Source organism: Pseudomonas sp. S2_E01 (assembly GCF_054668365.1).
Genome location: NZ_CP162762.1, coordinates 2823822 through 2846805, shown reverse-complemented (window position 1 = coordinate 2846805; position 22984 = coordinate 2823822). Strand labels below are relative to the sequence as shown.

Genomic DNA, 22984 nt, shown 5'->3' with positions numbered 1-22984 from the left:
GACACCTGGCCCCTGTAGGAGCGAGCTTGCTCGCGCCCACAGGGGGTCAGGGTTCAATCGCCGTTTGGCATTTCCATACCCAGGAAAATCAACGTATTGCCATGGGCTTCCGCCGCTGCACGCTGGTTGTAGCTGTCGCGATGCGAGCAGTTGAAACCGTGTTCCGCGTCCGGATACACGATGATTTCCACGTTGTCGTTGTCGTCCAGACGCTGGGCGATCAGTTCCACATCGTCCAGGGAAATGTGGCTGTCCTTCTCGCCGAATTGCAGCAGCAACGGCACCTGGATGTCATCGGCGCGATCCAGTTGATTCTGGATCCCGCCGCCGTAGTAGGCGATGGCCACGTCCACCAGGCCGTTGGCGGCGGTGAGATACGACAGCAGTCCACCGAAGCAGTAACCGATGGAAGCGACGCCGCCATCATGGTTCGGCAGGGCCTTGAGGGCATCGATGGTCAGCTCGATGTCCTTTTGCGCCTTGACGATGTCGGTGGCGTTCATCAATTCGACGGCGCGAGTCCAGCCGGCCTGGTCGTAGCTCAGCTCGATACGCTTGCCTTCGCGCCAGAACAGGTCCGGTGCGAGCACCACGTAGCCGTCGGCGGCGTATTGCTCGGCGACAGAGCGAATGTGTTCGTTGACACCGAAAATTTCCTGGATCAGCACGATCCCCGGGCCGTTCAGGGTATGCGGGATCGCCAGGTAGGCGCCGAATTTACCTTCGGCGCTGTCGATCTCGATCCATTGGGTGGTCACGCTCATGGTGGCTCCTGTCTACGCAAGTGAGGTGGAACGTACAGGCTGCCACATTAACATTTCACTGCTGGTTGCGGCGCCAGAAATATCGGGCGAGCAAGGCGTCCAGGCTGAGTTTGCCGGGACCGGACAGCAAAAGCGGGAGCATGGCGGCGAGGTAGATCAGCGGCAGTTTGAAATTGCCGTGACCCTTGTTAGTGATGGCGTAACCCTGGGCAAGTTCACTCAGTGTCGACCAATCGGACGGCCAGTGGACTGCTGCGGTTGCCACCACCGTGACCACGATCAGGACGATCGCCGAGATGCGTGTCCCCAAACCAACCAGGATGGCGAGGGCGCAGATCAGTTCGGCCCACATTGACAGTTCCCAGTTCAGCGTGGCGGGCAGTTGGTCGAACGGAAACGGAAAGCGCTCCTGAATGTCGGCGAACCAGTTTTCGCCATTCCATTTTTCCAGGCCGGACTCGAAGAACTCCCAGGCGATAAACATCCTCAAGGCGAGGGGAGCGAGCCACACGCCGGCACGGTCAAGATTGAGGTGCAGGCCTTTGACGGCTGATGAGATTGCGGTGTTCATGGACTGGATCTCCATTCAGTCAGTGATGCGGGGCTCGACGGCCCCGCGCAGGGTTCATTCGCCGGCGCCGCACTTGCCTTCGCCGCATTTACCTTCAGCGGGTTTTTCGGTGCCGTCGGCCTGAACCTGGCTGTAGCCGTGGGCCAGCTGTTTCATGCTGAACGCCTCGGATTCGGAAGCCGATGCCACGTTGGCCAGGGCCAGGCCGCCAGCGACGATCAGGCCGAGGGTCAGGGAAGAGGTCGAGAGCTTGAACATGGTGATACTCCGTGCATTGAGTGAGTTGAGTGTCTGGGTTGGCTGAGCCAGTCGACAGGCGTATTTCATCAATGGGGTGTATCTGCGATGTGTCGCTGGGGGCGGGTTTTGTTGAGGGGTGTGTCGAGAACGGGGGTTTATACACTGGGATACACTCCACTGCAGGAGCTGGCTTGTCGAACCGTCGCGAAGGCCGTTAAACGATCACGCTGGGTGCCCGATGCCTCGCGGTGTTCTTGATTCCATCGCGAGCGTGCTCGCTCCTACCGGGAGTTTGCTATACATTTCCTGGCCGCCCACTGCATGGTGAAACCGTTTCATGTCTCTCGCGCTCGAACGTCTAGTCGCTGGTACGCCTATCCCTTTCGCTGGTAACCGCGTCACCGTGGTCAGCCCCGAACTGGCCTTGCGCTTTCAGCCCGGGGACCACCTGTTGGTGGAGCAGGTCAGTGGCGAACTGTTGCTGATCCCCGTCGCGGACCAGAAGGCTGCGGCGGTGGCGATCGAGCGCGCGCAAGCGGCGTTCACGGCGATGTCGGCGGTGTCGGATGAGGCCATCAGCGAGTTCTTCGACCTGTTCGCCCAGCGCCTGGACGATCAGGATTGCTGGGACTTGATCGAGGCAGCCAACCTGGCCGATATCGAGTGGGCCAAGTCACGGGGGCGTTCGACCACGCGTCTGCTGGCCGATGAGCGCATGCGCCGGGACATGATCGCCGGCCTCAGGGCCTGGCGCGATGCACCTGCCACGCGCGGCAAGGTGATCAGTTGCGTCGAACACGAAGGCTGGAAAGTCGAGCAGGTGGTTTCACCGCTGGGCATTGTCGCGTTCGTCTTTGAAGGCAGGCCGAACGTTTTCGCCGACGCCGCGGGTGTGCTGCGCACTGGCAACACTGCGGTGCTGCGCATTGGCAGCGATGCCTTGGGCACGGCGCAAGCCATCGTCGCCCACGCCTTGAATCCTGCGTTGAGCGCCGCCGGTTTGCCGGTGGGGGCGGTGTCGCTGGTGGAAAGTGTCAACCACGCCGCCGGCTGGGCGATGTTCGCCGACCGGCGCCTGTCGCTGGCCGTGGCCCGGGGCTCGGGACGTGCAGTCAGCCAATTGGGCAGCATCGCCCAGCAGGCTGGCACCGCCGTGAGCCTCCACGGCACTGGCGGCGCCTGGTTGATCGCCGACCAGGACGCTGATGCCACGCGATTTGCCGCTGTGGTGCGCAACTCCCTGGATCGCAAGGTCTGCAACACCCTCAACGTCTGCCTGATTCACCGCGACCGCGCCGCCGAGCTGGTGCCGTTGTTCTTGCAGGCATTGAAAGCCGCCGGTGCGGCACGGGATGAAGGCTGCAAGTTGCACATTGTCGAGGGCAGCGAGTCTTGCCTGCCTTTTGAATGGCGACACGCAACGGTCGAGGTTTGCCGTGCGGAGGGCTACCAGGCCGAGGCCATGGCCGAGTCACTGCCTGAGGATCAGTTGGGTCGCGAATGGGAATGGGAAGAGACCCCGGAAGTCAGCCTGAAAATCGTCGACGACCTGGACAGCGCCATCGCCTTGTTCAATCACTACAGCCCCCAGTTCACCGTGTCGCTGATCAGTGAAACGCCTGAAGCGCACGAGCGTTTCTACAATGCGGTCAACGCGCCGTTTGTGGGCAACGGCATCACCCGTTGGGTCGACGGCCAGTACGCGCTGAACAAACCGGAGCTGGGTCTTTCGAACTGGGAGAGCGGCCGCCTGTTTGCCCGTAGCGCCATTCTCTCGGGCGATGGCGTGTTCACTGTCCGCAGTCGCATGACCCAGACCGATCTGTCGGTCAAGCGCTAGGCGAGGATCAGTCGTCGACTGACTGGCACGTCCCATTGGGTGCCTTGCCGGTCGATGACACCTCCACCGAGTCGTCATCGGCGATCACGATTGACAGGGTAATGCCCGATCCCTTGGCTTCGAAGCTGCGGTCGGTGAGCGCGCGTGTTTCGGCTTCCTTGCTGTTGATCAGCACCGGCCCGTCCTGATCGGCCTGGACGAGGAATTTGCCGGGGCATTCCACGGCGAAGGAGGGCACGCCCTGAACATTGTTGGCCTGGGCCGCACCTGCTCCCACCAGCAACAGCGCAGCGATCAGCTTGGTTCTCATTGCACATCTCCAATGGACGACATCGCGTGTGGTTAACGATAGCTGCGTTTGGCGGTTGCACATGCTCACACATAACCCTGTAGGAGCGAGCATGCTCGCGATGGAGGTACGGACACCGCGGGGAGCCAGGAAGCCAGCGTTATCGTTGACGACCATCGCGACGGTTCGACGCCTCGACATGCTCGCTCCTACAAGGATTAAAAAACATAAAAAAGGCCCCGCTCGAATAATCGAGCGGGGCCTTTTCAGTTAAGCGACTTAATTAATAAAACCGGTCAATCACCTGAACTTCGTTCTTGTTCTGCATCGAGTCCCAGGCCTGTTTGAGTGTTTGGAAAACACTGCCGATGAAATCTTTGTCGGCCGCGGCTTTCTTGCCGACGTAACCCTGGCCGCGACGGTACATCTTCAGGCGCGCCACCAGGTTCTCGTGGTTCTGTTCAAACTCGGCTTCGTGGGCGTGGGGCGCCAGGCAGTCGATCTGAACCTGGCCCGATTTGCTGATCCACAGGATATGGCTGTCATGGCTGTCTTTTTGCGCAGCGAACATACGAGCCAATTCATCGATGGTTGGTTGATTGTTCAGGTTCATCATTAAAGCCCCCTTGACCATTTGGTGATCTTTTTCAAAGTTGATTCGCTAATACAGTTAGCCCATCGGTTAGTTGATCCCTGGCACCGAAACCAGGACGTCAGCAGTCGTCCGCCGAAATTGGAGGGGCCTGCGTCTGTTGCATGTAGTCGTGTTGAATAACTGCTACGCAATAGCGTCACAACGAGGAGAAGCAGCGATAACCTTCAGGCCACTACCGACGTTTCACGGTCGGCCACAAGCTTCATGAGGATTGATCGCCAGCGCTTCTCGTCCTTGTACTGGACGTTCGGGCCAGGTCAGCTTCTTCAATCTGCCTTGTGGGCAGCGTGTATCCGGGAAAAACAGCTCGGCGGTCAGACGAGCTTGCTCAAACATGTTGCCTTACTCCCGATCGGGGAGATGGCTGCATCATGCAAGGGCAAATCGAAGTCGTCAACGGTTTTGTAGTGATTATTTCAAGTCACTACATATTGTCTGACAAAGCTGTTTGGAATGAGAGGATGGAACTCACGGCGGGTTTGACAGGGGCCGCGCATCAAGCCTCGCCCGCTGGTTTTGCCGCCCGTTTGCGGCCTGTCCCCGGCTTGCCCTTGGCAGACTTGCGCTTGTTTTTCCACGGTGTGGCGCCGCGTCCGGCCGGGCTTGCCGGCCCGCTGATGGTCAGGTTCAGCCCGGCGCAGCGGGCGACCTGCTTGCTCATCCACGCGGCCTGCTTGGTGACGAACTCTTCGAGGCTCATTTCCCCGCTCTGCACCATGTCCAGCGCCTGTTCCCAGATGGCCGTGGTGCCGGGGTCGGCGATGGCGCGGGGCACCGCATCGATCAGGCTGAACGCGGCCGGTGTCGCGGCCAGGGCCTTGCCATGCTTGATCAGGTAACCCCGGTCGAGGAGGCCCTGGATAATCGAGGCGCGAGTGGCTTCGGTGCCGATGCCGGTGGTGTCCTTGAGCTTCTGTTTGAGCACAGGGTCCTCCACCAGTTTGGCGACGTTCTTCATCGCCTTGATCAAGTCGCCTTCGGTAAAGGGTTTGGGGGGTTGGGTCCAGAGGTCCTTGAGCTTCACCTCGGCCACCGCACATTCATCCCCTTCGCTGAGTCTGGGCAGGGTTTGTGGCACCGGCGCTTCGCGGCCCCTGGCCGGGGCGAGGGCTTCAGGCAGGGCGCGTTTCCAGCCCGGTTCGACGATCTGCTTGCCGACGGCGCGCAAGGCTTGGCCGGCGCAGTCGAAGTCGGCCTGGGTGCGGTCGAATTCATGATCGGGCAGGAACTGCGCGAGGTAGCGTGCGCGGATCAGGGTATAAACCGCGCGCTGCTTGCCGGCGAGCCGTTCAAGATTTTTTGCCGCTGCGGTGGGAATGATGCCGTGGTGGGCGCTGACTTTTGCGTCGTTCCACGCCCGTGAGCGACACGCAGGTTGCAGGTGCTCGTGCAACGCTTCGAGCGTCGAATCCGCCTGCCTCAACGCCGCCAGGATGCCCGGCGCTTCGCTGTGCTGGCTAAGCGGCAAGTAGCCGCAATCGCTGCGCGGGTAGGTGATGACCTTGTGGGTTTCGTACAGCGCCTGGGCGATGTCCAGGGTTTCCTGTGCGCCCAGGCCGAGCTTCTTCGAACACACTTCCTGCAACGTACCAAGATCGAATGGCAGCGGCGCCACTTCACGCAGGCGCTCGGTGCGCAGCCTGGTTACCCTGGCATTCGCAGCACTGGACAACGCCGTTGACGCCTGTTGCGCGATAGCCTGATTGAGGCAACGGTCCTGGTCGTCACAGGCGTGGGAGGGTGCACGCCACTGCGCGGTGAATGTGCTGCCCTCGTGCCGCAGCTGCACGTCGATGGCCCAGTAGGCAACGGGGACGAAATCAGCAATGCTGCGGTCGCGGTCCACCACCAGCCGCAGCGTCGGCGTTTGCACCCGGCCGACGGGCAACACCCCCTGATAACCGGACTGGCGTCCAAGCAGGGTGAACAAGCGGCTCATGTTCATGCCGATCAGCCAGTCGGCCCGCGAACGGCCCAGCGCCGAGTGATACAGGCTGAACGTCTCGGCGCCTGGCTTTAACGCAGCCATCGCCTTGCGGATCGAAGCATCATCCAGTGCCGACAGCCACAGGCGCTGGATCGGTCCACGATAACGGCAGTGCTCAACGAGTTCCCGGGCGATCATTTCGCCCTCACGGTCGGCGTCGGTGGCGATCACCAACTCATCAGCCTCGCCGAGCAGACGTTTGACGGCCTTGTACTGGCTGGCCGTGCGCGGCTTGACGGTCATTTTCCATTTGTCCGGGATGATCGGCAGGTCGGCCAGCACCCAGCGCTTGTAGCGTGTGTCGTAGGCATCCGGCGCAGCGGTTTCCAGCAGGTGTCCGATGCACCAGGTGACCGTGACTCCCGTTCCCAGCCAGCACCCGTCGCCACGGCGCTTGGCGCCGAGCACGGCGGCAATGTCTTTGGCCTGGGAAGGTTTTTCACAGAGGTACAGCCGCATGACCACCAACGCTCATCAATAATTGCCGGAAGGTGCACAGAATGGCGGCTGATGAGCGACGGAGCAATCTTTATCTGTATGGATGTACAGTTTGTGTGTCAGGCGAGGCCGTATTCTGCGTGCCATCGACGAGAGTGGACGCCAGCCTCCGTTCGGCTGCGAAGCCGTCGTCATGGCTGAATGTGGGTTATACCTGACAGGGTGTCGTCTCGATTTTCAGGTTCACTTCGTGCCGAGGAATGCATTACATGAAGAGCTCAGGTCCCAGTCCTGTCATTACCATCGCCGAGCAGCCGGGCTGCGTGATGGTGAAGTTTCACGGTGTCGAAGTGGCGGCGTCCACCCGGACACTGGTGTTGCTGGAAGCCAACTATCCGCCGGTGTATTACCTGCCACTGGATGACATTGAGGATGAGTATTACGTGCGTACCGACCACACCAGTTACTGCCCGTACAAGGGCGATGCGAGCTATTTCAGCCTGAAGGTCGAGGGGCACGAGGCGCAAAATGCGGTGTGGAGCTACGAAGAGCCCAAGGTGTCGGTGGCGCAGATCAAGAACTACGTGGCGTTCTATCCGGACAAGGTCACCTTCGAGCTGCTTCCGGACGTTGGTTGAGCGAGGCGCCCTGCGCTGGCAGGGCGCGAGTATCAATCCTTGAGTTCGCGCGCCGCTTGCACCAGCGTCGTGGAATCGATCTGGTCAATCGAGGTGACGCCCGTCAGCGTCATCGCCACGCGCATTTCCCTGGCGAAGATGTCGAGCATGTTTTCAACCCCACGCTGGCCATCGGCAGCCAGTGCATAGGCCATGGATCGACCCAGCAGGACGCCTTTGGCACCCAGGGCGAGCATGCGCACCACGTCGAGCCCCGAGCGGATGCCAGAATCGACCAGCACCGTCAGGTCGTCGCCAATTGCTTGCTTGATCGGTGGCAAGGCCTTGGTGGTGGACAGCACGCCATCGAGTTGTCGGCCACCGTGGTTCGACACGACAATCCCGTCCGCACCAAAACTCACGGCGTCCCGGGCATCCTGGGGGTCGAGGATGCCCTTGATGATCATTGGCCCCTGCCAGAAATCCCGAATCCATTCCAGGTCGCTCCAGCTGATTGACGGGTCGAAGTTGTTGGCGAGCCAACCCATGTAGTCTTCCAGGGTGACGGCTTTGCCCAGATACCTCGAAATATTGCCCAGGTCGTGGGGGCGGCCCATGACGCCGACGTTGAAGGCCCAGTCGGGGCGAGTGATGGCCTGAAGGATCCGACGCGAGGAGGCGAACGGCCCGGACATGCCTGAGTGGGCATCCCGGTACCGTGCGCCGGGCGTTGGCATGTCCACGGTGAATACCAGGTTTTTTATCCCTGCGGCCTTGGCCCGCTCCAGGGCGTTGCGCATGAAACCGCGGTCCTTCAGCACATACAGCTGGAACCAGATGGTTTGCTCGGTCTGGCTCGTGACTTCTTCGATGGAGCACACCGAGACCGTCGACAGGCACAGCGGGATGCCTTTGTTTTGGGCGGCCTTGACTGCCTGAACTTCACCGCGACGGGCGAACATACCGGTCAACCCGACCGGTGCGAGGACGATGGGCATTGCCAACGGTTGGTCGAACAGAGTGGTTTCCAGGCTCAGGGATTCGACGTTTTTGAGGATGCGCTGGCGCAGGCTGATGCCTGAGAGGTCGGCGCTGTTAGCCCTCAGCGTATGCTCGGCGTAGGCGCCACCATCGATGTAGTCGAACAGGAAACGGGGAAGTTTGCGGCGTGCGGCCTCGCGATAGTCGGATGCGGAGGAAATGATCATGGGGCCTCGTTCGGGCAGGTGGCGGGGCGATGGTGCAAGAGTAGCGAAAGCGAAAGGTTTTGTGGGCACGATCAAGACTATTGTGGGAGCGGGCTTGCTCGCGATAGCGGTGTGCCAGTGACCGTTGATGTATCTGACACACCGCTATCGCGAGCAAGCCCGCTCCCATAGGGGGGAGGGGCTGCGGGCTAAATCAGTTGTTGTTCAAATCCACCTGCTTGGTCTCACGCAGACAGATCATCCCCACCACCAGGCTCACCGCCGTGATCAGCACCGGGTACCAGAGACCATAGAAAATATCGCCGGTGTACACCACCAGCGCAAACGACACCGTCGGCAGGAAACCACCGAACCAGCCATTGCCGATGTGATACGGCAGGGACATCGAGGTATAGCGGATGCGCGTGGGGAACAGCTCTACCATCAGGGCGGCCAGGGGACCGTAGCACATGGCCGAGATGATGATCAGCGCGACGATCAGCGCCACGATCATGGTCTTGTTGATCGACTGGGTGTCGGCCTGTGATGGATAGCCGGCCAGCGTCACGGCGCCACGCAGGGCCGCTTCGTCATAACCCTCGATCTTCACGTCGCCGATGCTGATCTGCACATTGCTGCCGGCGGGTGCGGCTTCGCTGCTGTAGGGCAGGCCCTGTTTGACCAGGAAAGTCTTGACCTTGTCGCAAGGGCTGTCGAATTTGGCCTTGCCCACCGGGTCGAACTGGAAGGTGCAGGTGGCCGGGTCGGCGTGCACCGTGATCGGCGCCTGCCGGCTGGCCAGGTCGATGGCCGGGTTGGCATAGTGGGCCAGGGTCTTGAAGATGGGGAAGTACAGCACCGTGGCCAGCAGCAGGCCGAGCATCAGCACCGGTTTGCGCCCGACCTTGTCCGACAGCCAGCCGAAGAAGATGAAGAACGGCGCGCCGATGGTCACGCTGATGATCAGCAGTGTGTTGGCCACCGCAGGGTCCATTTTCAGGAACTGGGTGAGAAAGAACAGCACATAGAATTGCGCGGCGTAGAAGGTCACGGCCTGCCCGGCGTTAATGCTGAACAAGGCGATCAGCACGACCTTGAGGTTTTCCCATTTGCCGAACGAGTCACGCAGCGGCGACTTGCACAGCTTGCCTTCTTCTTTCATTTTCACGAACGCGGGGGATTCGTGCAGGCTCAGGCGGATCCAGGTGGAGATGCCCAGCAGCACGATGGAAAACAGGAACGGAATGCGCCAGCCCCAGACTTCGAATTGATCACCGATGAAATAGCGGCAGCCGAGCACCACCAGCAACGACAGCAGCAGCCCCAGCGTGGCCGTGGACTGAATCCAGCTGGTGTGGAAACCGCGCTTGTCGATGGGGGCATGTTCGGCGACGTAAGTCGCTGCGCCGCCGTATTCGCCACCCAGGGCCAAGCCCTGGAGCATGCGCAGCACCACAAGGATGATCGGTGCGGCAATGCCGATGCTGGCGTAGGTCGGCAGCAGGCCGACGCAAAACGTCGCCACGCCCATCAGGACAATGGTGGCGAGAAATGTGTATTTACGCCCGATCATGTCCCCCAACCGGCCGAACACCAATGCACCAAACGGCCGCACGATGAAACCGGCAGCGAAGGCCATCAGGGCGAAAATGAATGCGGTGGTGTCGTTCACCCCTGCGAAAAACTGCTTGCTGATCACTGCCGCGAGGGCGCCGTAGAGGAAGAAGTCATACCACTCGAACACCGTCCCGAGCGATGAGGCAAAGATGACTTTGCGGGTGTCGCGGCCAATGTCGGCGCTGCGCGTGATGTTGAGTGGCTGAACATGTTCTGACATATCGGTTCCCTCACAGTGATTGTTTTTGTTGTTCCACTGTCGGCACCTGCCTTGTGGGCGGGTGCCGCTTCCTGTCGCACACATCTCCTGTAGGAGCGAGCTTGTCGAGGCGTCGAACCGTCGCGATGGTCGTCAACGATGACACGGGGTGTCAGGATGCCAACGTTGTCTGGTCCTCCATCGCGACGGTGAGACGATTCGACTTGCTCGCTCCTACAGAGTTTGGATTATCAATTCGTGTCGCTGCCTCAAGGATCATCTGCGCCGCCTTCTCGGCAATCATCAGCGTCGGCGTGCAGGTATTGCCCGAGGTGATGCGCGGCATGATCGACGCGTCGGCCACCCGCAAACCGGGAATGCCGTGGACCTTGAGTTGCGCATCGACCACTGCGTCCGCACCGTTGCCCATCCGGCACGTGCCGACCGGATGGAAGATGGTCGTGCCGATGCGTCCGGCAGCCTCGTGCAACTGTTCTTCACTCTGCAAACTCTGGCCAGGCAGGTACTCCATTGGCTTGAACGCTTGCAACGCCGGCGCTGAGACGATGCGCCGGGTCAGGCGAATCGCGTCGGCCGCCACGCGCAGGTCCTGGGGGTGACTCAGGTAGTTCGGCTGAATCAACGGCGCCTGCTGTGGGTCGGTCGAGCGGATGTCGACGCGACCACGACTCTGTGGGCGCAAGTCGCAGACTGATGCGGTGAAGGCGGGGAAGGGGTGCAACGGCTCGCCAAAGCGCTCCAGCGACAGCGGTTGCACATGGTATTCAAGGTTGGCCGAGGTCTGTTCCGGCCCCGATCGGGCAAACGCACCGAGCTGGCTTGGGGCCATCGACAGCGGCCCGCTGCGGTCATACAGGTAGCGCAGGCCCATGCCCATCTTGCCCCACACGCTGGCGGCAATCTGGTTGAGGGTACGGGCGTTTTCCAGTTTGTAGATCAGTCGCAGTTGCAGGTGATCCTGCAGGTTGCCGCCGACCCCCGCAAGCTCATGGACGACACCGATGCCGAGTGTTTCCAGAAGGGGACGAGGGCCGATGCCGGAGCGTTGCAGGATACCGGGGGAGCCGACAGCACCCGCACACAGAATGATTTCCCGCCGTGCCTTGAAGCTTTTTGCCTGGCCTTGCCAACGGGCGGTGACGGCCGAGGCGCGTCCGTTTTCCAACAGCACGCGATCCACTTCGACTTCGGTCAGTACGATGAGGTTGGGGCGTTGGCGGATCGGCTTGAGAAACGCCTTGGCCGCGTTCCAGCGAACGCCGCCTTTCTGATTGACCTGGAAGTAACCGCAACCTTCATTGTCGCCCTGGTTGAAGTCATCGACGCTGGCGATGCCGCTTTGCTCGGCAGCGTTGCGAAAGGCATCGAGAATCGGCCATGACAGGCGCTGGCGCTCGACGCGCCACTCACCGCTGGCACCGTGGGCTATCGAATCGCCCGCAAAATGGTTTTCACTTTTCCTGAACAGCGGCAATACGTCGTTCCAGGCCCAGCCAGGGTTGCCATCGGCCGCCCAGCCATCGTAGTCGCCACTCTGGCCACGCATGTAGATCATGCCGTTGATTGACGAGCAGCCACCGAGCACCTTGCCTCGGGGGTAACTGAGTGCCCGTCCTTGCAGGCCCGATTGCGCCTCGGTCTTGAAGCACCAGTCGGTGCGCGGATTGCCGATGCAGAACAGGTAACCGACGGGAATGTGAATCCATGGGTAGTTGTCGCGGCCACCGGCCTCCAGCAACAGCACGCGATGTTGCGGGTTCGCCGACAGGCGATTGGCCAACAAACAACCGGCCGGCCCGGCCCCGACCACGATGTAGTCGAACTCATCAAGGGAAGTCTGCATCCTTGACCTCTATTTTTGTTCTTGTTGTCGGTCATCCTAGTTGTTAGCTTTCGACAAAAGAATGTTAGTTTTTGCGCAGCTGCTGTGCGTTTTTAAACAGTAAGTTCTCGGGGACGGTTCATGTTCGACTGGAATGACCTGCGGTTTTTTCTCGAATTGCAGCGCAGCGGGCGCTTGCTGACGGCGGCGCGTCGCCTGCACACCACCCATGCCACCGTGGCCCGGCACATCGAGGCCATCGAGAAGAGCCTGGGCGCGGCGCTGTTCGTCCAGCACGCCCAGGGTTACGAGCTGACACCGGCCGGCGAGGCGCTGCTGAAGCACGCCGAAGCCATGGAAAACGTCGCGTTATTGGCCCAGGAAGAGATCAGCCAATCCACGGCGCCATTGGGCAAGATACGCGTCGGTGTGACCGAAGGCCTGGGCATCATGTTCCTGACCAGTCGCATGAACGGGCTGTTCGAGCGTTACCCTGGCCTGGAAGTGGAGTTGGTTGCGGTGCCGCGTTTCGTCAGCATCCTCAATCGCGAAGCGGAAATCAGCATTCACCTGGAACGGCCATCGGCGGACATGCTGGTCACGCGCAAGCTCACCGATTACCGCCTGGCGTTATACGCGAGCCAGGCCTACCTCGACCGGGCGCCGCCGCTGCACAGCCATGAAGACCTCAGCCGGCATGCCTGGATCGGTTACGTCGATGATTTGCTGTTCAGCCAGGAACTGATGTTCCTCAACAGTTTCTGCCGCAACCCGCAGGTGGTCTTCCACAGCACCAGCGTCATTGCCCAGCAACAGGCGGCACGCGCGGGTCTGGGCATCGCGGTGCTGCCCTGCTACATGGCCAGCGACGATCCGCAGTTGGTGCCGTTGTTCCCGGAGGAAAGCATCCAGCGCAGCTATTGGATCAGCACTCGTCGCGAACTGCACAAATCCGTGCGGCTGCGGGTGATGTGGGATTACATCGTGCAGATGTGCGAGCGTGAGCAGGGTCTGCTGCTACCCCTGTAGGAGCGAGCACGCTCGCGATGGTCGTTAACGATAACGCTGGAAGCCTGAAACCCCGCGGTGGCCGCACCACCATCGCGAGCATGCTCGCTCCTACAGAGATCACGGGTTCAGGGCAAAATATCGAAATGGGTGCTCGCCAACCGCTCCCCATTCACCAGCACATGCACCGCGTGCCGGCCAGCATAGTGCCGGCGGGTGGTCAGTTCCTTGATGGATTGACTGCGACTGACAAACTCGTTGGCGCCCACCGGCAGGGTCAGCGCCTTGAGCTTGAACACCTTGGCCGACGTGCTGCCGTTGGCTTTCACGTAGTCGATGGCGTAGTCGATCACCAGGCGCTGCCTGCTCTCTACCTTGGACCTGACCGTGAACGACAGGGTGATTTTCTCCCCGAGTGTTATCACCGCCGGTTCGACCTTGACCCCGATAATCTCGACCTCGGCCTTGCCCGTGGCACCGATGATCGCCAACGCTCGCGGGTTGCCTTGCTTGATCAGGCTGCGCAAGGCATGTTTGGCGATCCAGGCGGTGTGTTTGTTGTCCAGTGACCAGCCTTCGATGATGTCCAGCACCCAGTCGGGATGGTCCTTGGTGATGTCGTTGAGGTGGTTGGCCACGGATTTGCGCACGTACAGACTGTCGTCGGCCTTGAGGTTGTCGAGGATCGCGGCGGCCAGGCGCGGGTCGGCCTGAATCCGCTCCAGGCGAAACGACCAGGGCAGGCGCGGCCGGCTGCCTTCACTGGCCAGGCGGCGAACGTGTTCGTTGTCGTCCAGTGACCAGTCGTGCATCACGGCCAGGGTGCGCTCGAAATCGTTGCGCAGGAAATGGCGTATGGCGAACTCGGCGGAGCCGAAGGTCGTGAAATACTTCAGCGCCTCCATGGATTGCTCGAAGGCATGGCTACCGTAGGTGGCGACGTAATGCGGCAGCGAAACGCTGACGAAGCCGCTGTTGAGGCGTGGGGCGAGGGCGCGCAGTACGTCGAGCGAGTCTTCGTAACTCATTGGCAGCGTGGCGTACAGGCACTCGCTGACCCGGGCCATGCGCTGCATGATGGACAACTCGGCCAAGCCTTCGTTGGCCATTTTCAGGAAAGCCGCAGCGTTGAAATCGGGGTAAACCGCGCTCATCTCGGTGGCGATGTGCTGGAGGCGCTCGGCGTTGAAGATTTCCTTGAGGGCTGGGGCGGGTGGGTCGGTTGCCATTATTGGTTCCTTGTATTCAGGTGGACCGCGTTATCGTTCATCGTCGGAACGCCCCCCGGAGCAAGCCCGCTCCCACATTGGATATGCGAACACCGGGCCATTGTGGGAGCGGGCTTGCCCGCGATGGGGCCCTGAAGCTCACCTCAACTCTTGCCAGCCTGCTCCTCAAGCTGATCCGACTCAAACAACTTGGCCAGTTCAGCCCGGGCTTCCTGCGCCGTCTGCAACACCTTCGCTGCATCGTCATACACCGCGTGCTGCGCTTCCAGCACTTGCTCGTCATGATGCTTGAAGCGCTTGATGCGCGCATCCGCCTGAGCTTGCGTCAGTCCCAGCCCGACCAATGTGCGCCGGCTCATCTCCAGGCTTGAATAGTAGGTCTCGCGGATCGCCTCGGCACCCAGGTCCACCAGGCGGTGCACGTGCTGGCGGTTACGGGCGCGGGCGATGATCTTGATGTGCGGGTACAGGCGATGGACCACCTCGGCGGTCTTGATGTTGGTGTCCGGGTCGTCCGTCGCGATGATGAAGTACTCCGCCTGCTCGACCTTGGCGGCGCTGAGGATTTCCGGGCGCATCGGGTCGCCGTAGAACACCGGTACACCGCCAAAGCTGCGTGACAGCTCGATGGTTTCCACCGAGGTGTCGAGGGCGACGAACTTGATGTTCTGCGCGCGCAGGATACGAGCGATGATCTGACCCATGCGCCCCATGCCGGCGATAACCACGCGTGGCTCGTCGGTGTCGATTTCGCGGAATTTTTCCGGCACCACCACCGGTTGGACTTTCGGGCTGACCAGCCTTGCGCAGACCAGCAGCAACAGCGGGGTCAAGGCCATGGACAGAGTAATGGTCAGCACCAGCAGGTCGTACAGGCGCGGCTCGAACAGGCCTTGATCGCGACCGATCTTGAACACCACGAAGGCGAATTCACCGCCCGCCGCCAGCACGATACCCAGGCGAATCGCGCTGACCTTGCCCAAGCCCCCGGCCAATCGACCGACCACGAACAACAACGGCAGCTTGATCGCAATCAGCAGCAGGGTCAGGCCCAGCACGGTGATCGGCGCGCTGAGCAGCAAACTGAGGTTGGCGCCCATACCGACGCTGATGAAAAACAGACCCAGCAGCAAGCCCTTGAACGGTTCGATCTGCGCTTCCAGTTCGTGGCGATACTCCGAGTCGGCCAGCAACAGGCCGGCCAGGAAGGCGCCCAATGCCATCGACACACCGACCATGTCCATAAGCCATGCGGTGCCAATCACCACCAACAGAGCCGTGGCGGTGGACACCTCCCGCAAACCGGTACGAGCCACAACGCGAAACACCGGACGCAGCAGGTAGCGACCACCGATCACCACCACGGCGATGCTGCCCAGCACTTGCAGGGCGTGGTTCAGGCCCTGTGCGCCGCTGGTGGTGTGATCGGTGCCCGCCAGTAATGGCACCATGGCAATCAATGGGATCGCGGCGATGTCCTGGAACAGCAGGATCGCAAACGCCAGCCGGCCATGGGGGCTGGTCAGTTCCTTGCGCTCGGCCAGGCTTTGCAGGCCGAAAGCGGTGGACGACAGGGCCAGACCCAACCCGAGCACGATGGCACTGTTCAACGGCTGACCGAACAGGAACAGCGCGACCACACCGATGACTGAACCGGTCAGCAACACCTGCGCCAGGCCTACGCCAAATACGGATTTGCGCATCACCCACAAACGCCTTGGCGACAACTCCAGGCCAATGATGAACAGCAACAACACCACCCCGAGTTCGGAAATATGGCTGACGCTCTGCGGGTTGCCGATCAGGCCCAACACCGATGGGCCGATGATCACCCCGGCAAACAGATAGCCCAGCACCGCCCCCAGTTGCAGGCGCTTGGCGAGGGGAACGGTGAGCACCGCCGCGAACAGGAATACGACAGCGGCTTGTAGCAGGTTGCCTTCATGGGGCATTGAGGAAACTCCAGGAATCGGTGGGGCGGGGGCGCAAGGATAAAGGTTGAGGCTGCGTGCGTCAGTAAAAGCCATCGCGGGCAAGCCACAGTCGCCAAAAAAATCAGGCTGACAAGTCAATCAATGACCAACCGCCTGCCCACCCAGCCGGTACTGATTATTCCCGCTTCGCTTGGCCTCATACATCGCGAGGTCAGCAATGTGAATCAGGCGGTCCATGCTCGGCGCATGGTCGGGGAAAACGGCAACACCCAGACTGGTGCCGATATGGCGATGATCATTGCCGATGGCAATGGGCGGAGACAGCTCGATGAAAATCTTCTGGCAGATCACGCGCGCTTCATCTTGCAGGCAACCGCCTTGCGCCAAACCCTGGAGGATCACCACGAATTCGTCGCCTCCGATACGGGCCACCGTGTCCGTGGCGCGCAGGATTCTTTTCAGGCGAGTCGCCATGGTCACAAGCACGCGGTCGCCGGCGCCATGGCCGTAGCGGTCGTTGATCGCCTTGAAACCGTTGAGGTCGATGAACACCAGTGCTACGCGAGTACCGCTGATTCGCGCCTGTTCCAGCGCATCCGACAGTCGCTCTTCGAGCACCAGGCGGTTGGGCAGACCTGTCAGCGGGTCGAAATGGGCCAGGTGCTGCAAGTAACTGGCGGAAGCTTTCTCATCGGTGATGTCACGGACCACGCCCATCATCTTGATCGTTTCATCGTGGGCGTTCTTCACCACGTTACCGGTTTCACGCAACCAGCGAATGGTGCCGTCGGGCCAGACGACCCGGTATTCCTCGTCGTGGTTTTCACCGGTTTCCAGGCATCGCAGCTCGCCGGCTCGCACCCGCTCCCGGTCATCGGGATGTACGCAACTGCAGAACAGGGCGTAGGAGGGCACCACTTCGCCAATCTTGAACCCGAACATGCCGAAGATCGCGTCCGACCAGTACAACCGTTCAGTGTCGACATCCCAATCCCAGGTGCCGATCCGCGCAAAATACTGGCTGCGCTTGTAGCGTTCCGCATCGCCTTTTTCAACGGCGGATTGTCGGTCGGCCAAACTCGCGATCCGCCTCTGATACTCGGCCAATTGCCTGCGCAGCGTGCGCTCGCGCCAGATCATGCCGGCGATCAGGAACGCCACCGTCGCGCCAAGTCCTGCGCTGATCCAGACGAAGTTGGGTGCCATCATAGCTGGCCATCATTGCGTATTTGCGCCTATGGTAGACCACGCGCCTGCTCAATAGCAGCAAAGTCCTAATTCACTTCAGCCATTTTCGAGCACGATAGATCCCGTGCGCAGACGCAAAGCCAGGTTCCTGCGATTGCCTTTGACGGCGAATTCTGCGAAAAACTGCGTCCGCGCCCGTAGCCGGGCGACAGTGGACGAGTGAAACCATGAACGACGAATTGCAAATCATCGACATTGAGCCGGGCGACGGCAAAGCCGCCGTCAAAGGCGCGCTGATCACCACCCAGTACCGTGGCTGGCTGGAAGACGGCACGGAGTTCGATTCCTCCTACAGCCGAGGTAAACCTTTCCAATGCGTGATTGGCACCGGTCGGGTGATCAAGGGGTGGGATCAGGGCCTCATGGGCATGCAGGTCGGCGGGAAACGCAAGCTGCTGGTCCCGGCGCACCTGGCGTATGGCGAACGCACCATGGGCAAGATCACGCCGAATTCTAACCTGGTGTTCGAGATTGAATTGCTGGAAGTGCTGACGCGGGATGACTGAGTCAAGCCTCAAACGTCTCCCGATACGCATACAGCCCCGGCGTGCCTCCCGTCATGATGAACAGCACGTTGTCTCCCGAACGGAAGTGCCCTTGTTCGAAATCGGCCAGCAGGCCCGCGAAGGCTTTGCCGGAGTAAACCGGGTCGAGCAGCAGGCCCTCGCTGCGGGCCATCAGGCGGACGGCGTGCTGCATCGCGTCGGTTGGCAAGCCGTAGCCTTTACCCAGTTGGCTGCCGTCGATGACGATTGCTTCAGGGGGCAAGCTGTTCGGGTCCCCCAGCAGTGCCAGGGTGTCCTCGGTCAGACTCAGGGTACGAATGGCCGATAGGTGCCGATCGGACAGCACAGCGTAGGACTTGACCAACGAGGTGCCGCGCCCCAGTACATGGAAGCCCGCGGCCAGCCCAGCGTGGGTGCCGGCGCTGCCATTGGGCACGACGACCTGGTTGAAGGCCACGCCGAGTTCAGTTTCCTGCCGAGCGATCTCTCCGGCACAGCGGGCGTATCCGAGACTGCCCAGTGGTGTCGAACCCCCCATGGGAATGACCAGCACCTTGCGCCCCATCTCTCGAAGTTGGGTGGCGCGGTCTTCTGCCTTTGCGAGTGCATCTGTGCCTGCGGCCAACACCTGTAGCTGCGCGCCAAACAGTTGGTCGAGCAACACGTTGCCATTGAGCTCGTAGTCCGTGTCCGCCTTGGGAACCGAGCGGGTCAGGATCAGCTCACAGGCGAGGTCCAGGTTTGCGCAAGCAGCGGCGGTCAACCGCGCATGGTTCGACTGGACGCCGCCCACGGTAATGACCGTGTCGACAGCCGCAGCCTGAGCGGCGCCAAGATGGAACTCGAGCTTGCGCAACTTGTTGCCACCGCCGCCCAGCGACATGTGATCGTCACGCTTGAGAAACAGGCCGATCCCCCGAACATCCAGCCCCAGTAATCGTTCCAGCCGCCTGGCTCGCTGAATGGGCGTCGGGCCTTGCATCAGGTCTGTTCGCGTGAAGGCACTCAGGGATAGGTCCAGTGGGCTTTGCATCGTGGTGCCTCGTTGACGATCGATGGGGCGACTGTATGGACAAAGGCCCAGATGATAAACGGCAAGTCAGTCACAACAGCGTTAACGCGATGTAATGAATGGCGCATGAGATGGCCGCGAGCTGACCAAGGGTTGATGCGTGGGCTTGTGTGCTCGGCTCTGGCGATATACTGTATGGCCATACAGTAAAAGGCTGACCCATGGAACTCATCGACAAGCTCAGCATTCTCGCCGACGCCGCGAAGTACGACGCCTCTTGCGCCAGCAGTGGCGCGCCCAAGCGCACCTCCGAAGGCAAGAGTTGGTTGGGCGCCACCGATGGCATGGGTATTTGCCACAGCTACACCCCGGACGGGCGCTGCGTGTCGCTGCTGAAGGTGTTGCTGACCAACTTCTGTCTTTACGACTGCCAGTATTGCGTCAACCGACGTTCCAGCGACGTGCCCCGGGCGCGCTTCACGCCGGAAGAAGTGGTGAAGCTGACCCTGGATTTCTACCGACGCAATTGTGTCAGCGGGCTGTTTCTCAGTTCCGGGATCATTCGCTCGGCGGACTACACCATGGAGCAATTGGTTCGTGTCGCGAAACTCTTGCGTGAAGAGTACGAGTTCCGTGGTTACATTCACCTCAAGACCATTCCCGAAGCCGATCCGGCGCTGATCGAGCAAGCGGGGCGCTACGCCGATCGCCTGAGCGTCAACATAGAATTGCCTACCAACGCCAGCCTGCAGACCCTGGCACCGGAAAAACAACTCGGCTCGATTCGCCAGGCGATGCGCACGATCTACACCGGTGAGCAAACCGTGCTCAACGAGCCCCGTGCGCCGAAGTTCGCGCCTGCCGGGCAGAGCACCCAGATGATCGTGGGCGCCGACGATACCGACGACAGCACCATTCTCCACAGCGCCCAGGCGTTGTATGGCAATTACAAGTTGCGCCGGGTGTATTACTCGGCGTTCAGTCCGATCCCCAACAGCCCCAAGAGCGTGCCCCTGGCCGCGCCGCCGCTGATGCGCGAGCATCGTTTGTATCAGGCGGATTTCCTGTTGCGCAGTTATGGCTACACCGCTGGCGAACTGTTCAAGGGGCCGGGGCATCTGGCGCTCGACATCGACCCGAAACTGGCCTGGGCATTGGCCAATCGCGAGGTGTTTCCGCTGGACCTCAACCGCGCCGAGGCCACCTTGATCGCGAGGATTCCCGGCATTGGCCTGCGTACCACCGAGCGTCTGGTGGAGTTGCGCCGCCAGCGCCGGATTCGTTACGAAGACCTTGCACGCATGCGTTGCGTTCTGACCAAGGCCAAACCGTTTTTCATCACGAGCGATTACCACCCACAACAGTCGGAGGTCACCAGCGATCTGCTGTACCAGCAAATGCGTGATCGACCGCAACCGCAGCAAATGGGATTGTGGGGGTGATCAATCTCGATTGCGACGACCTGTTCGACACCTGGCGCCAGCAAGCGCGCTGGCTGTTGAGTCATGGGGTGGACCCGAGCCAGGCCAGTTGGGCTACGGAAGGCGCGACAGATCTGTTCGCCACCGACGAGCCTCTGCCGCAAGCCTTGGGGCCGTTTCAGGCACGCATCCCGCGAACGCTGCTGGAAACACTGGAACAGGCCGCCCGATATCGCGGCGACCAGCGCTGGAGCCTGCTGTATGAAGTGCTATGGCGGGTCAGCCACGGTGACCGCACGGCGATGATGGCCGGGGACAAGCTTGGAAGTGAATTACAGAGAAGAATCAAACAGATACGACGTGAAGCTCATCATCTACATGCATTTGTGCGGTTCGTTGCGTTGCCTGAAAATAGTGGGCCGCACTATGTGGCGTGGCACGAACCGGCGCACGACATCCTGCACAGCGCCAGCGAACATTTCATCGGCCGCATGGGCCGTCACCGTTGGTTGATCGCCACGCCTCGGGATGGGGTTTACTACGATGGCGAACAACTCATCTACCAGCGCGAATGCCCGGCGCCGTGGCAGCAAATGGCACAGAACGTTGACGATCCCCATGGCGACATGTGGTTGACCTATTACAGCCACATCTTCAACCCGGCGCGGCTGAACCCGAAAGTGATGCAGGGCCATCTGCCGGCCAGGTTCTGGAAAAACTTGCCCGAAGGCGCGCTGATTCCCGGACTGATCACCCAGGCCCGCACCGGCAAGCAGCAGGATGGCCAGGCGAGCGGCATCAAGGGCAGGTCGGGTAAGCGGATTGGGCATGAGGGGCGTGAGCGATGAGGCGGGCTGTCTGGTAGCCAGCGTTGCCTGGCCCACCATCGCAACGGTTCAACGCCTCGACAAGCCCGCTCCCACAGAGGTCGGCGGTGTTCACAAAACCTGTAGGAGCGAGCTTGCTCGCGATGGAGGCCAACGATAACGCTGGCTGCCTGGTGCCCCGCGGTGTCTGGTCTACCATCGCGAGCAAGCCCGCTCCTACAGGGGGAGGGGTGAATTCGCCGTTGAGACACAAAAAAGCCCCCCATCGCCAACGCGATGGGGGGCTTTTTCTTGCCGCGTCAGGTCAAACCTTGACGATCCAGCCCGCTGGCGCTTCGACGTCGCCGGTTTGTACGCCGGTCAGCTCTTTGTAGAGCTTCTGGGTAACCGGGCCGACTTCGGTTTCGCTGTGGAACACGTGCAGGTGGTCGTTGTAGCTGATGCCGCCGATCGGCGTGATCACCGCAGCGGTGCCGCAGGCGCCGGCTTCCTTGAAGTCCGACAGCTTGTCGATCAACACGTCGCCTTCCACCACTTCCAGCCCCAGACGAGTCTGGGCCAGTTCGATCAGCGACAGACGGGTGATACCCGGCAGCACCGATGGGGATTTCGGGGTCACGAACTTGTTGTCGTGGGTAATCCCGAAGAAGTTGGCAGAACCGACTTCCTCGATTTTCGAGTGGGTCATCGGGTCCAGGTAAATGGCATCGGCGAAGTTCGCCTTTTTGGCCTGCGAGCCCGGCATCAGGCTGGCAGCGTAGTTGCCACCGACCTTGGCGGCACCGGTGCCTTGTGGCGCGGCGCGGTCGAACGTGGAGATGAGGAAGTTGTGCGGGGTCAGGCCGCCCTTGAAATAAGCGCCGACCGGGATCGCGAACACCGAGAAGATGAATTCCGGCGCGGTACGCACGCCGATGTTGTCACCCACACCGATCACGAACGGGCGCAGGTACAGCGCGCCGCCAGTGCCATAAGGCGGGATGAAGCGCTCGTTGGCGCGAACCACTTCCTTGCACGCTTCGATGAACTGCTCGGTGGACACATGCGGCATCAGCAGGCGGGCGCAGCTACGCTGCATGCGTGCGGCGTTCTGGTCCGGGCGGAACAGGTTGATCGAGCCGTCCTTGCAACGGTAGGCCTTGAGGCCTTCGAAGCATTGCTGGCCGTAGTGAAGGGCAGTGGAGCCCTCGCTGATGTGCAGCACGTTATCTTCGGTCAGGGTGCCCTTGTCCCACTCGCCATTGCGAAAGTACGACAGATAGCGCTTGTCGGTCTTGATGTAGTCAAAACCCAATTTGTCCCAATTGATGCTTTCGTTACCCATGACACCCTCTATCACTGAACAACCGCCGAAACGGTTCAAGGCTTCTGACGTTTTTTGGATGGGCACAACAATACTTCATTCCGGGGTTGTTTCGCAGCCCGGACTATCGGATGACGGGCAGAAAATCTCGTCGTCCTGAAAAGATCGCGACGGTTCGACGCCTCGACAGGCTCGCTCCTACAGGGGAATGCGTTGCAATGTAGGAGCGGGCTTGCCCGCGATCGGTGC

The 22984-nt window shown here is 60.9% G+C and carries 21 protein-coding genes; 6 read left to right on the top strand and 15 right to left on the bottom strand.

Annotation, left to right across the window (positions count from 1 at the left end; translation table 11 throughout):
* Positions 1 to 53: 53 nt before the first annotated feature.
* Genes AB4O36_RS12905 through AB4O36_RS12895 form a run of 3 tightly spaced genes read right to left on the bottom strand, consistent with a single transcriptional unit; the run spans position 54 to position 1593 of the window.
* The gene (locus AB4O36_RS12905; protein WP_460141933.1) at positions 54 to 764 is read right to left on the bottom strand and encodes a dienelactone hydrolase family protein; all 711 of its coding nucleotides are present in this window, start codon (positions 762 to 764) and stop codon (positions 54 to 56) included.
* Between the two features lie 55 nt (positions 765 to 819).
* Positions 820 to 1335, bottom strand: a complete 516-nt coding sequence (locus tag AB4O36_RS12900; RefSeq protein ID WP_460141932.1) for an HvfX family Cu-binding RiPP maturation protein — start codon at positions 1333 to 1335, stop codon at positions 820 to 822.
* Between the two features lie 54 nt (positions 1336 to 1389).
* A complete protein-coding gene (locus AB4O36_RS12895; RefSeq protein ID WP_460125720.1) occupies positions 1390 to 1593 on the bottom strand; it encodes an HvfA family oxazolone/thioamide-modified RiPP metallophore in 204 nt (67 codons plus the stop codon).
* 319 nt (positions 1594 to 1912) lie between these two features.
* Here AB4O36_RS12895 and AB4O36_RS12890 point away from each other — a divergent pair, with 319 nt between their 5' ends.
* Positions 1913 to 3415, top strand: coding sequence for an aldehyde dehydrogenase family protein (locus AB4O36_RS12890; protein WP_460141931.1), 1503 nt, complete (start codon positions 1913 to 1915; stop codon positions 3413 to 3415).
* Positions 3416 to 3422: 7 nt separating this feature from the next.
* Here the strand turns inward: AB4O36_RS12890 and AB4O36_RS12885 are convergent, their stop codons facing one another.
* From AB4O36_RS12885 to AB4O36_RS12870, 4 genes are all read right to left on the bottom strand, one after another.
* Positions 3423 to 3725 carry a hypothetical protein gene (locus AB4O36_RS12885; RefSeq protein ID WP_460125717.1) on the bottom strand — a complete coding sequence of 101 codons (303 nt, stop codon included), beginning with the start codon at positions 3723 to 3725 and terminating at the stop codon, positions 3423 to 3425.
* A gap of 262 nt (positions 3726 to 3987) precedes the next feature.
* Complete coding sequence (locus AB4O36_RS12880; protein WP_460126722.1) at positions 3988 to 4317, bottom strand: hypothetical protein; 330 nt, start codon at positions 4315 to 4317, stop codon at positions 3988 to 3990.
* A gap of 225 nt (positions 4318 to 4542) precedes the next feature.
* On the bottom strand, positions 4543 to 4695 hold the full coding sequence (locus AB4O36_RS12875) for a hypothetical protein (protein ID WP_007946257.1): 153 nt from the start codon (positions 4693 to 4695) through the stop codon (positions 4543 to 4545).
* A gap of 160 nt (positions 4696 to 4855) precedes the next feature.
* Positions 4856 to 6805 (bottom strand): DNA topoisomerase III, encoded by a 1950-nt coding sequence (locus tag AB4O36_RS12870; protein WP_460141930.1) that lies wholly within the window; start codon positions 6803 to 6805, stop codon positions 4856 to 4858.
* Positions 6806 to 7053: 248 nt separating this feature from the next.
* Between AB4O36_RS12870 and AB4O36_RS12865 the strand changes: the two genes are divergently transcribed.
* Complete coding sequence (locus AB4O36_RS12865) at positions 7054 to 7422, top strand: DUF427 domain-containing protein (RefSeq protein ID WP_460125711.1); 369 nt, start codon at positions 7054 to 7056, stop codon at positions 7420 to 7422.
* Between the two features lie 32 nt (positions 7423 to 7454).
* On the opposite strand, the gene lldD is transcribed toward AB4O36_RS12865, so the two are convergent.
* From lldD to AB4O36_RS12850, 3 genes are all read right to left on the bottom strand, one after another.
* Positions 7455 to 8609, bottom strand: coding sequence for an FMN-dependent L-lactate dehydrogenase LldD (gene lldD / locus AB4O36_RS12860; protein WP_460125709.1), 1155 nt, complete (start codon positions 8607 to 8609; stop codon positions 7455 to 7457).
* A gap of 193 nt (positions 8610 to 8802) precedes the next feature.
* Positions 8803 to 10425: an MFS transporter gene (locus tag AB4O36_RS12855; protein WP_460141929.1), complete on the bottom strand. Its 1623-nt coding sequence runs from the start codon at positions 10423 to 10425 to the stop codon at positions 8803 to 8805.
* Positions 10426 to 10576: 151 nt separating this feature from the next.
* Entirely contained in the window at positions 10577 to 12268 is a 1692-nt protein-coding gene (locus tag AB4O36_RS12850; protein WP_460125705.1) for a GMC family oxidoreductase, read from the bottom strand.
* Between the two features lie 120 nt (positions 12269 to 12388).
* Between AB4O36_RS12850 and AB4O36_RS12845 the strand changes: the two genes are divergently transcribed.
* Entirely contained in the window at positions 12389 to 13276 is an 888-nt protein-coding gene (locus AB4O36_RS12845; RefSeq protein WP_460125703.1) for a LysR family transcriptional regulator, read from the top strand.
* 107 nt (positions 13277 to 13383) lie between these two features.
* On the opposite strand, the gene AB4O36_RS12840 is transcribed toward AB4O36_RS12845, so the two are convergent.
* The 3 genes from AB4O36_RS12840 to AB4O36_RS12830 all read right to left on the bottom strand — a co-directional run bounded on the left by AB4O36_RS12840 (position 13384) and on the right by AB4O36_RS12830 (position 17627).
* Complete coding sequence (locus tag AB4O36_RS12840; protein WP_460141928.1) at positions 13384 to 14484, bottom strand: DNA alkylation repair protein; 1101 nt, start codon at positions 14482 to 14484, stop codon at positions 13384 to 13386.
* 143 nt (positions 14485 to 14627) lie between these two features.
* Complete coding sequence (locus AB4O36_RS12835; protein WP_460125700.1) at positions 14628 to 16436, bottom strand: monovalent cation:proton antiporter-2 (CPA2) family protein; 1809 nt, start codon at positions 16434 to 16436, stop codon at positions 14628 to 14630.
* Positions 16437 to 16556: 120 nt separating this feature from the next.
* Positions 16557 to 17627 (bottom strand): diguanylate cyclase domain-containing protein, encoded by a 1071-nt coding sequence (locus AB4O36_RS12830; protein WP_460125699.1) that lies wholly within the window; start codon positions 17625 to 17627, stop codon positions 16557 to 16559.
* A gap of 206 nt (positions 17628 to 17833) precedes the next feature.
* On the opposite strand from AB4O36_RS12830, the gene AB4O36_RS12825 reads away from it, so the two are divergent.
* A complete protein-coding gene (locus tag AB4O36_RS12825; RefSeq protein ID WP_460125698.1) occupies positions 17834 to 18172 on the top strand; it encodes an FKBP-type peptidyl-prolyl cis-trans isomerase in 339 nt (112 codons plus the stop codon).
* A 1-nt stretch (position 18173) separates the two neighbouring features.
* Here the strand turns inward: AB4O36_RS12825 and AB4O36_RS12820 are convergent, their stop codons facing one another.
* Positions 18174 to 19205 (bottom strand): D-cysteine desulfhydrase family protein, encoded by a 1032-nt coding sequence (locus tag AB4O36_RS12820; protein WP_460141927.1) that lies wholly within the window; start codon positions 19203 to 19205, stop codon positions 18174 to 18176.
* A 200-nt stretch (positions 19206 to 19405) separates the two neighbouring features.
* Between AB4O36_RS12820 and AB4O36_RS12815 the strand changes: the two genes are divergently transcribed.
* Both AB4O36_RS12815 and AB4O36_RS12810 read left to right on the top strand, forming a co-directional pair.
* Complete coding sequence (locus AB4O36_RS12815; protein WP_460141926.1) at positions 19406 to 20626, top strand: putative DNA modification/repair radical SAM protein; 1221 nt, start codon at positions 19406 to 19408, stop codon at positions 20624 to 20626.
* Entirely contained in the window at positions 20623 to 21453 is an 831-nt protein-coding gene (locus AB4O36_RS12810) for a TIGR03915 family putative DNA repair protein (RefSeq protein ID WP_460141925.1), read from the top strand. The genes AB4O36_RS12815 and AB4O36_RS12810 overlap by 4 nt, the downstream gene beginning before the upstream one ends.
* A gap of 283 nt (positions 21454 to 21736) precedes the next feature.
* Here AB4O36_RS12810 and AB4O36_RS12805 read toward each other — a convergent pair whose 3' ends face one another.
* Positions 21737 to 22756, bottom strand: coding sequence for a branched-chain amino acid aminotransferase (locus tag AB4O36_RS12805; protein ID WP_460125689.1), 1020 nt, complete (start codon positions 22754 to 22756; stop codon positions 21737 to 21739).
* Between the last annotated feature and the right edge of the window lie 228 nt (positions 22757 to 22984).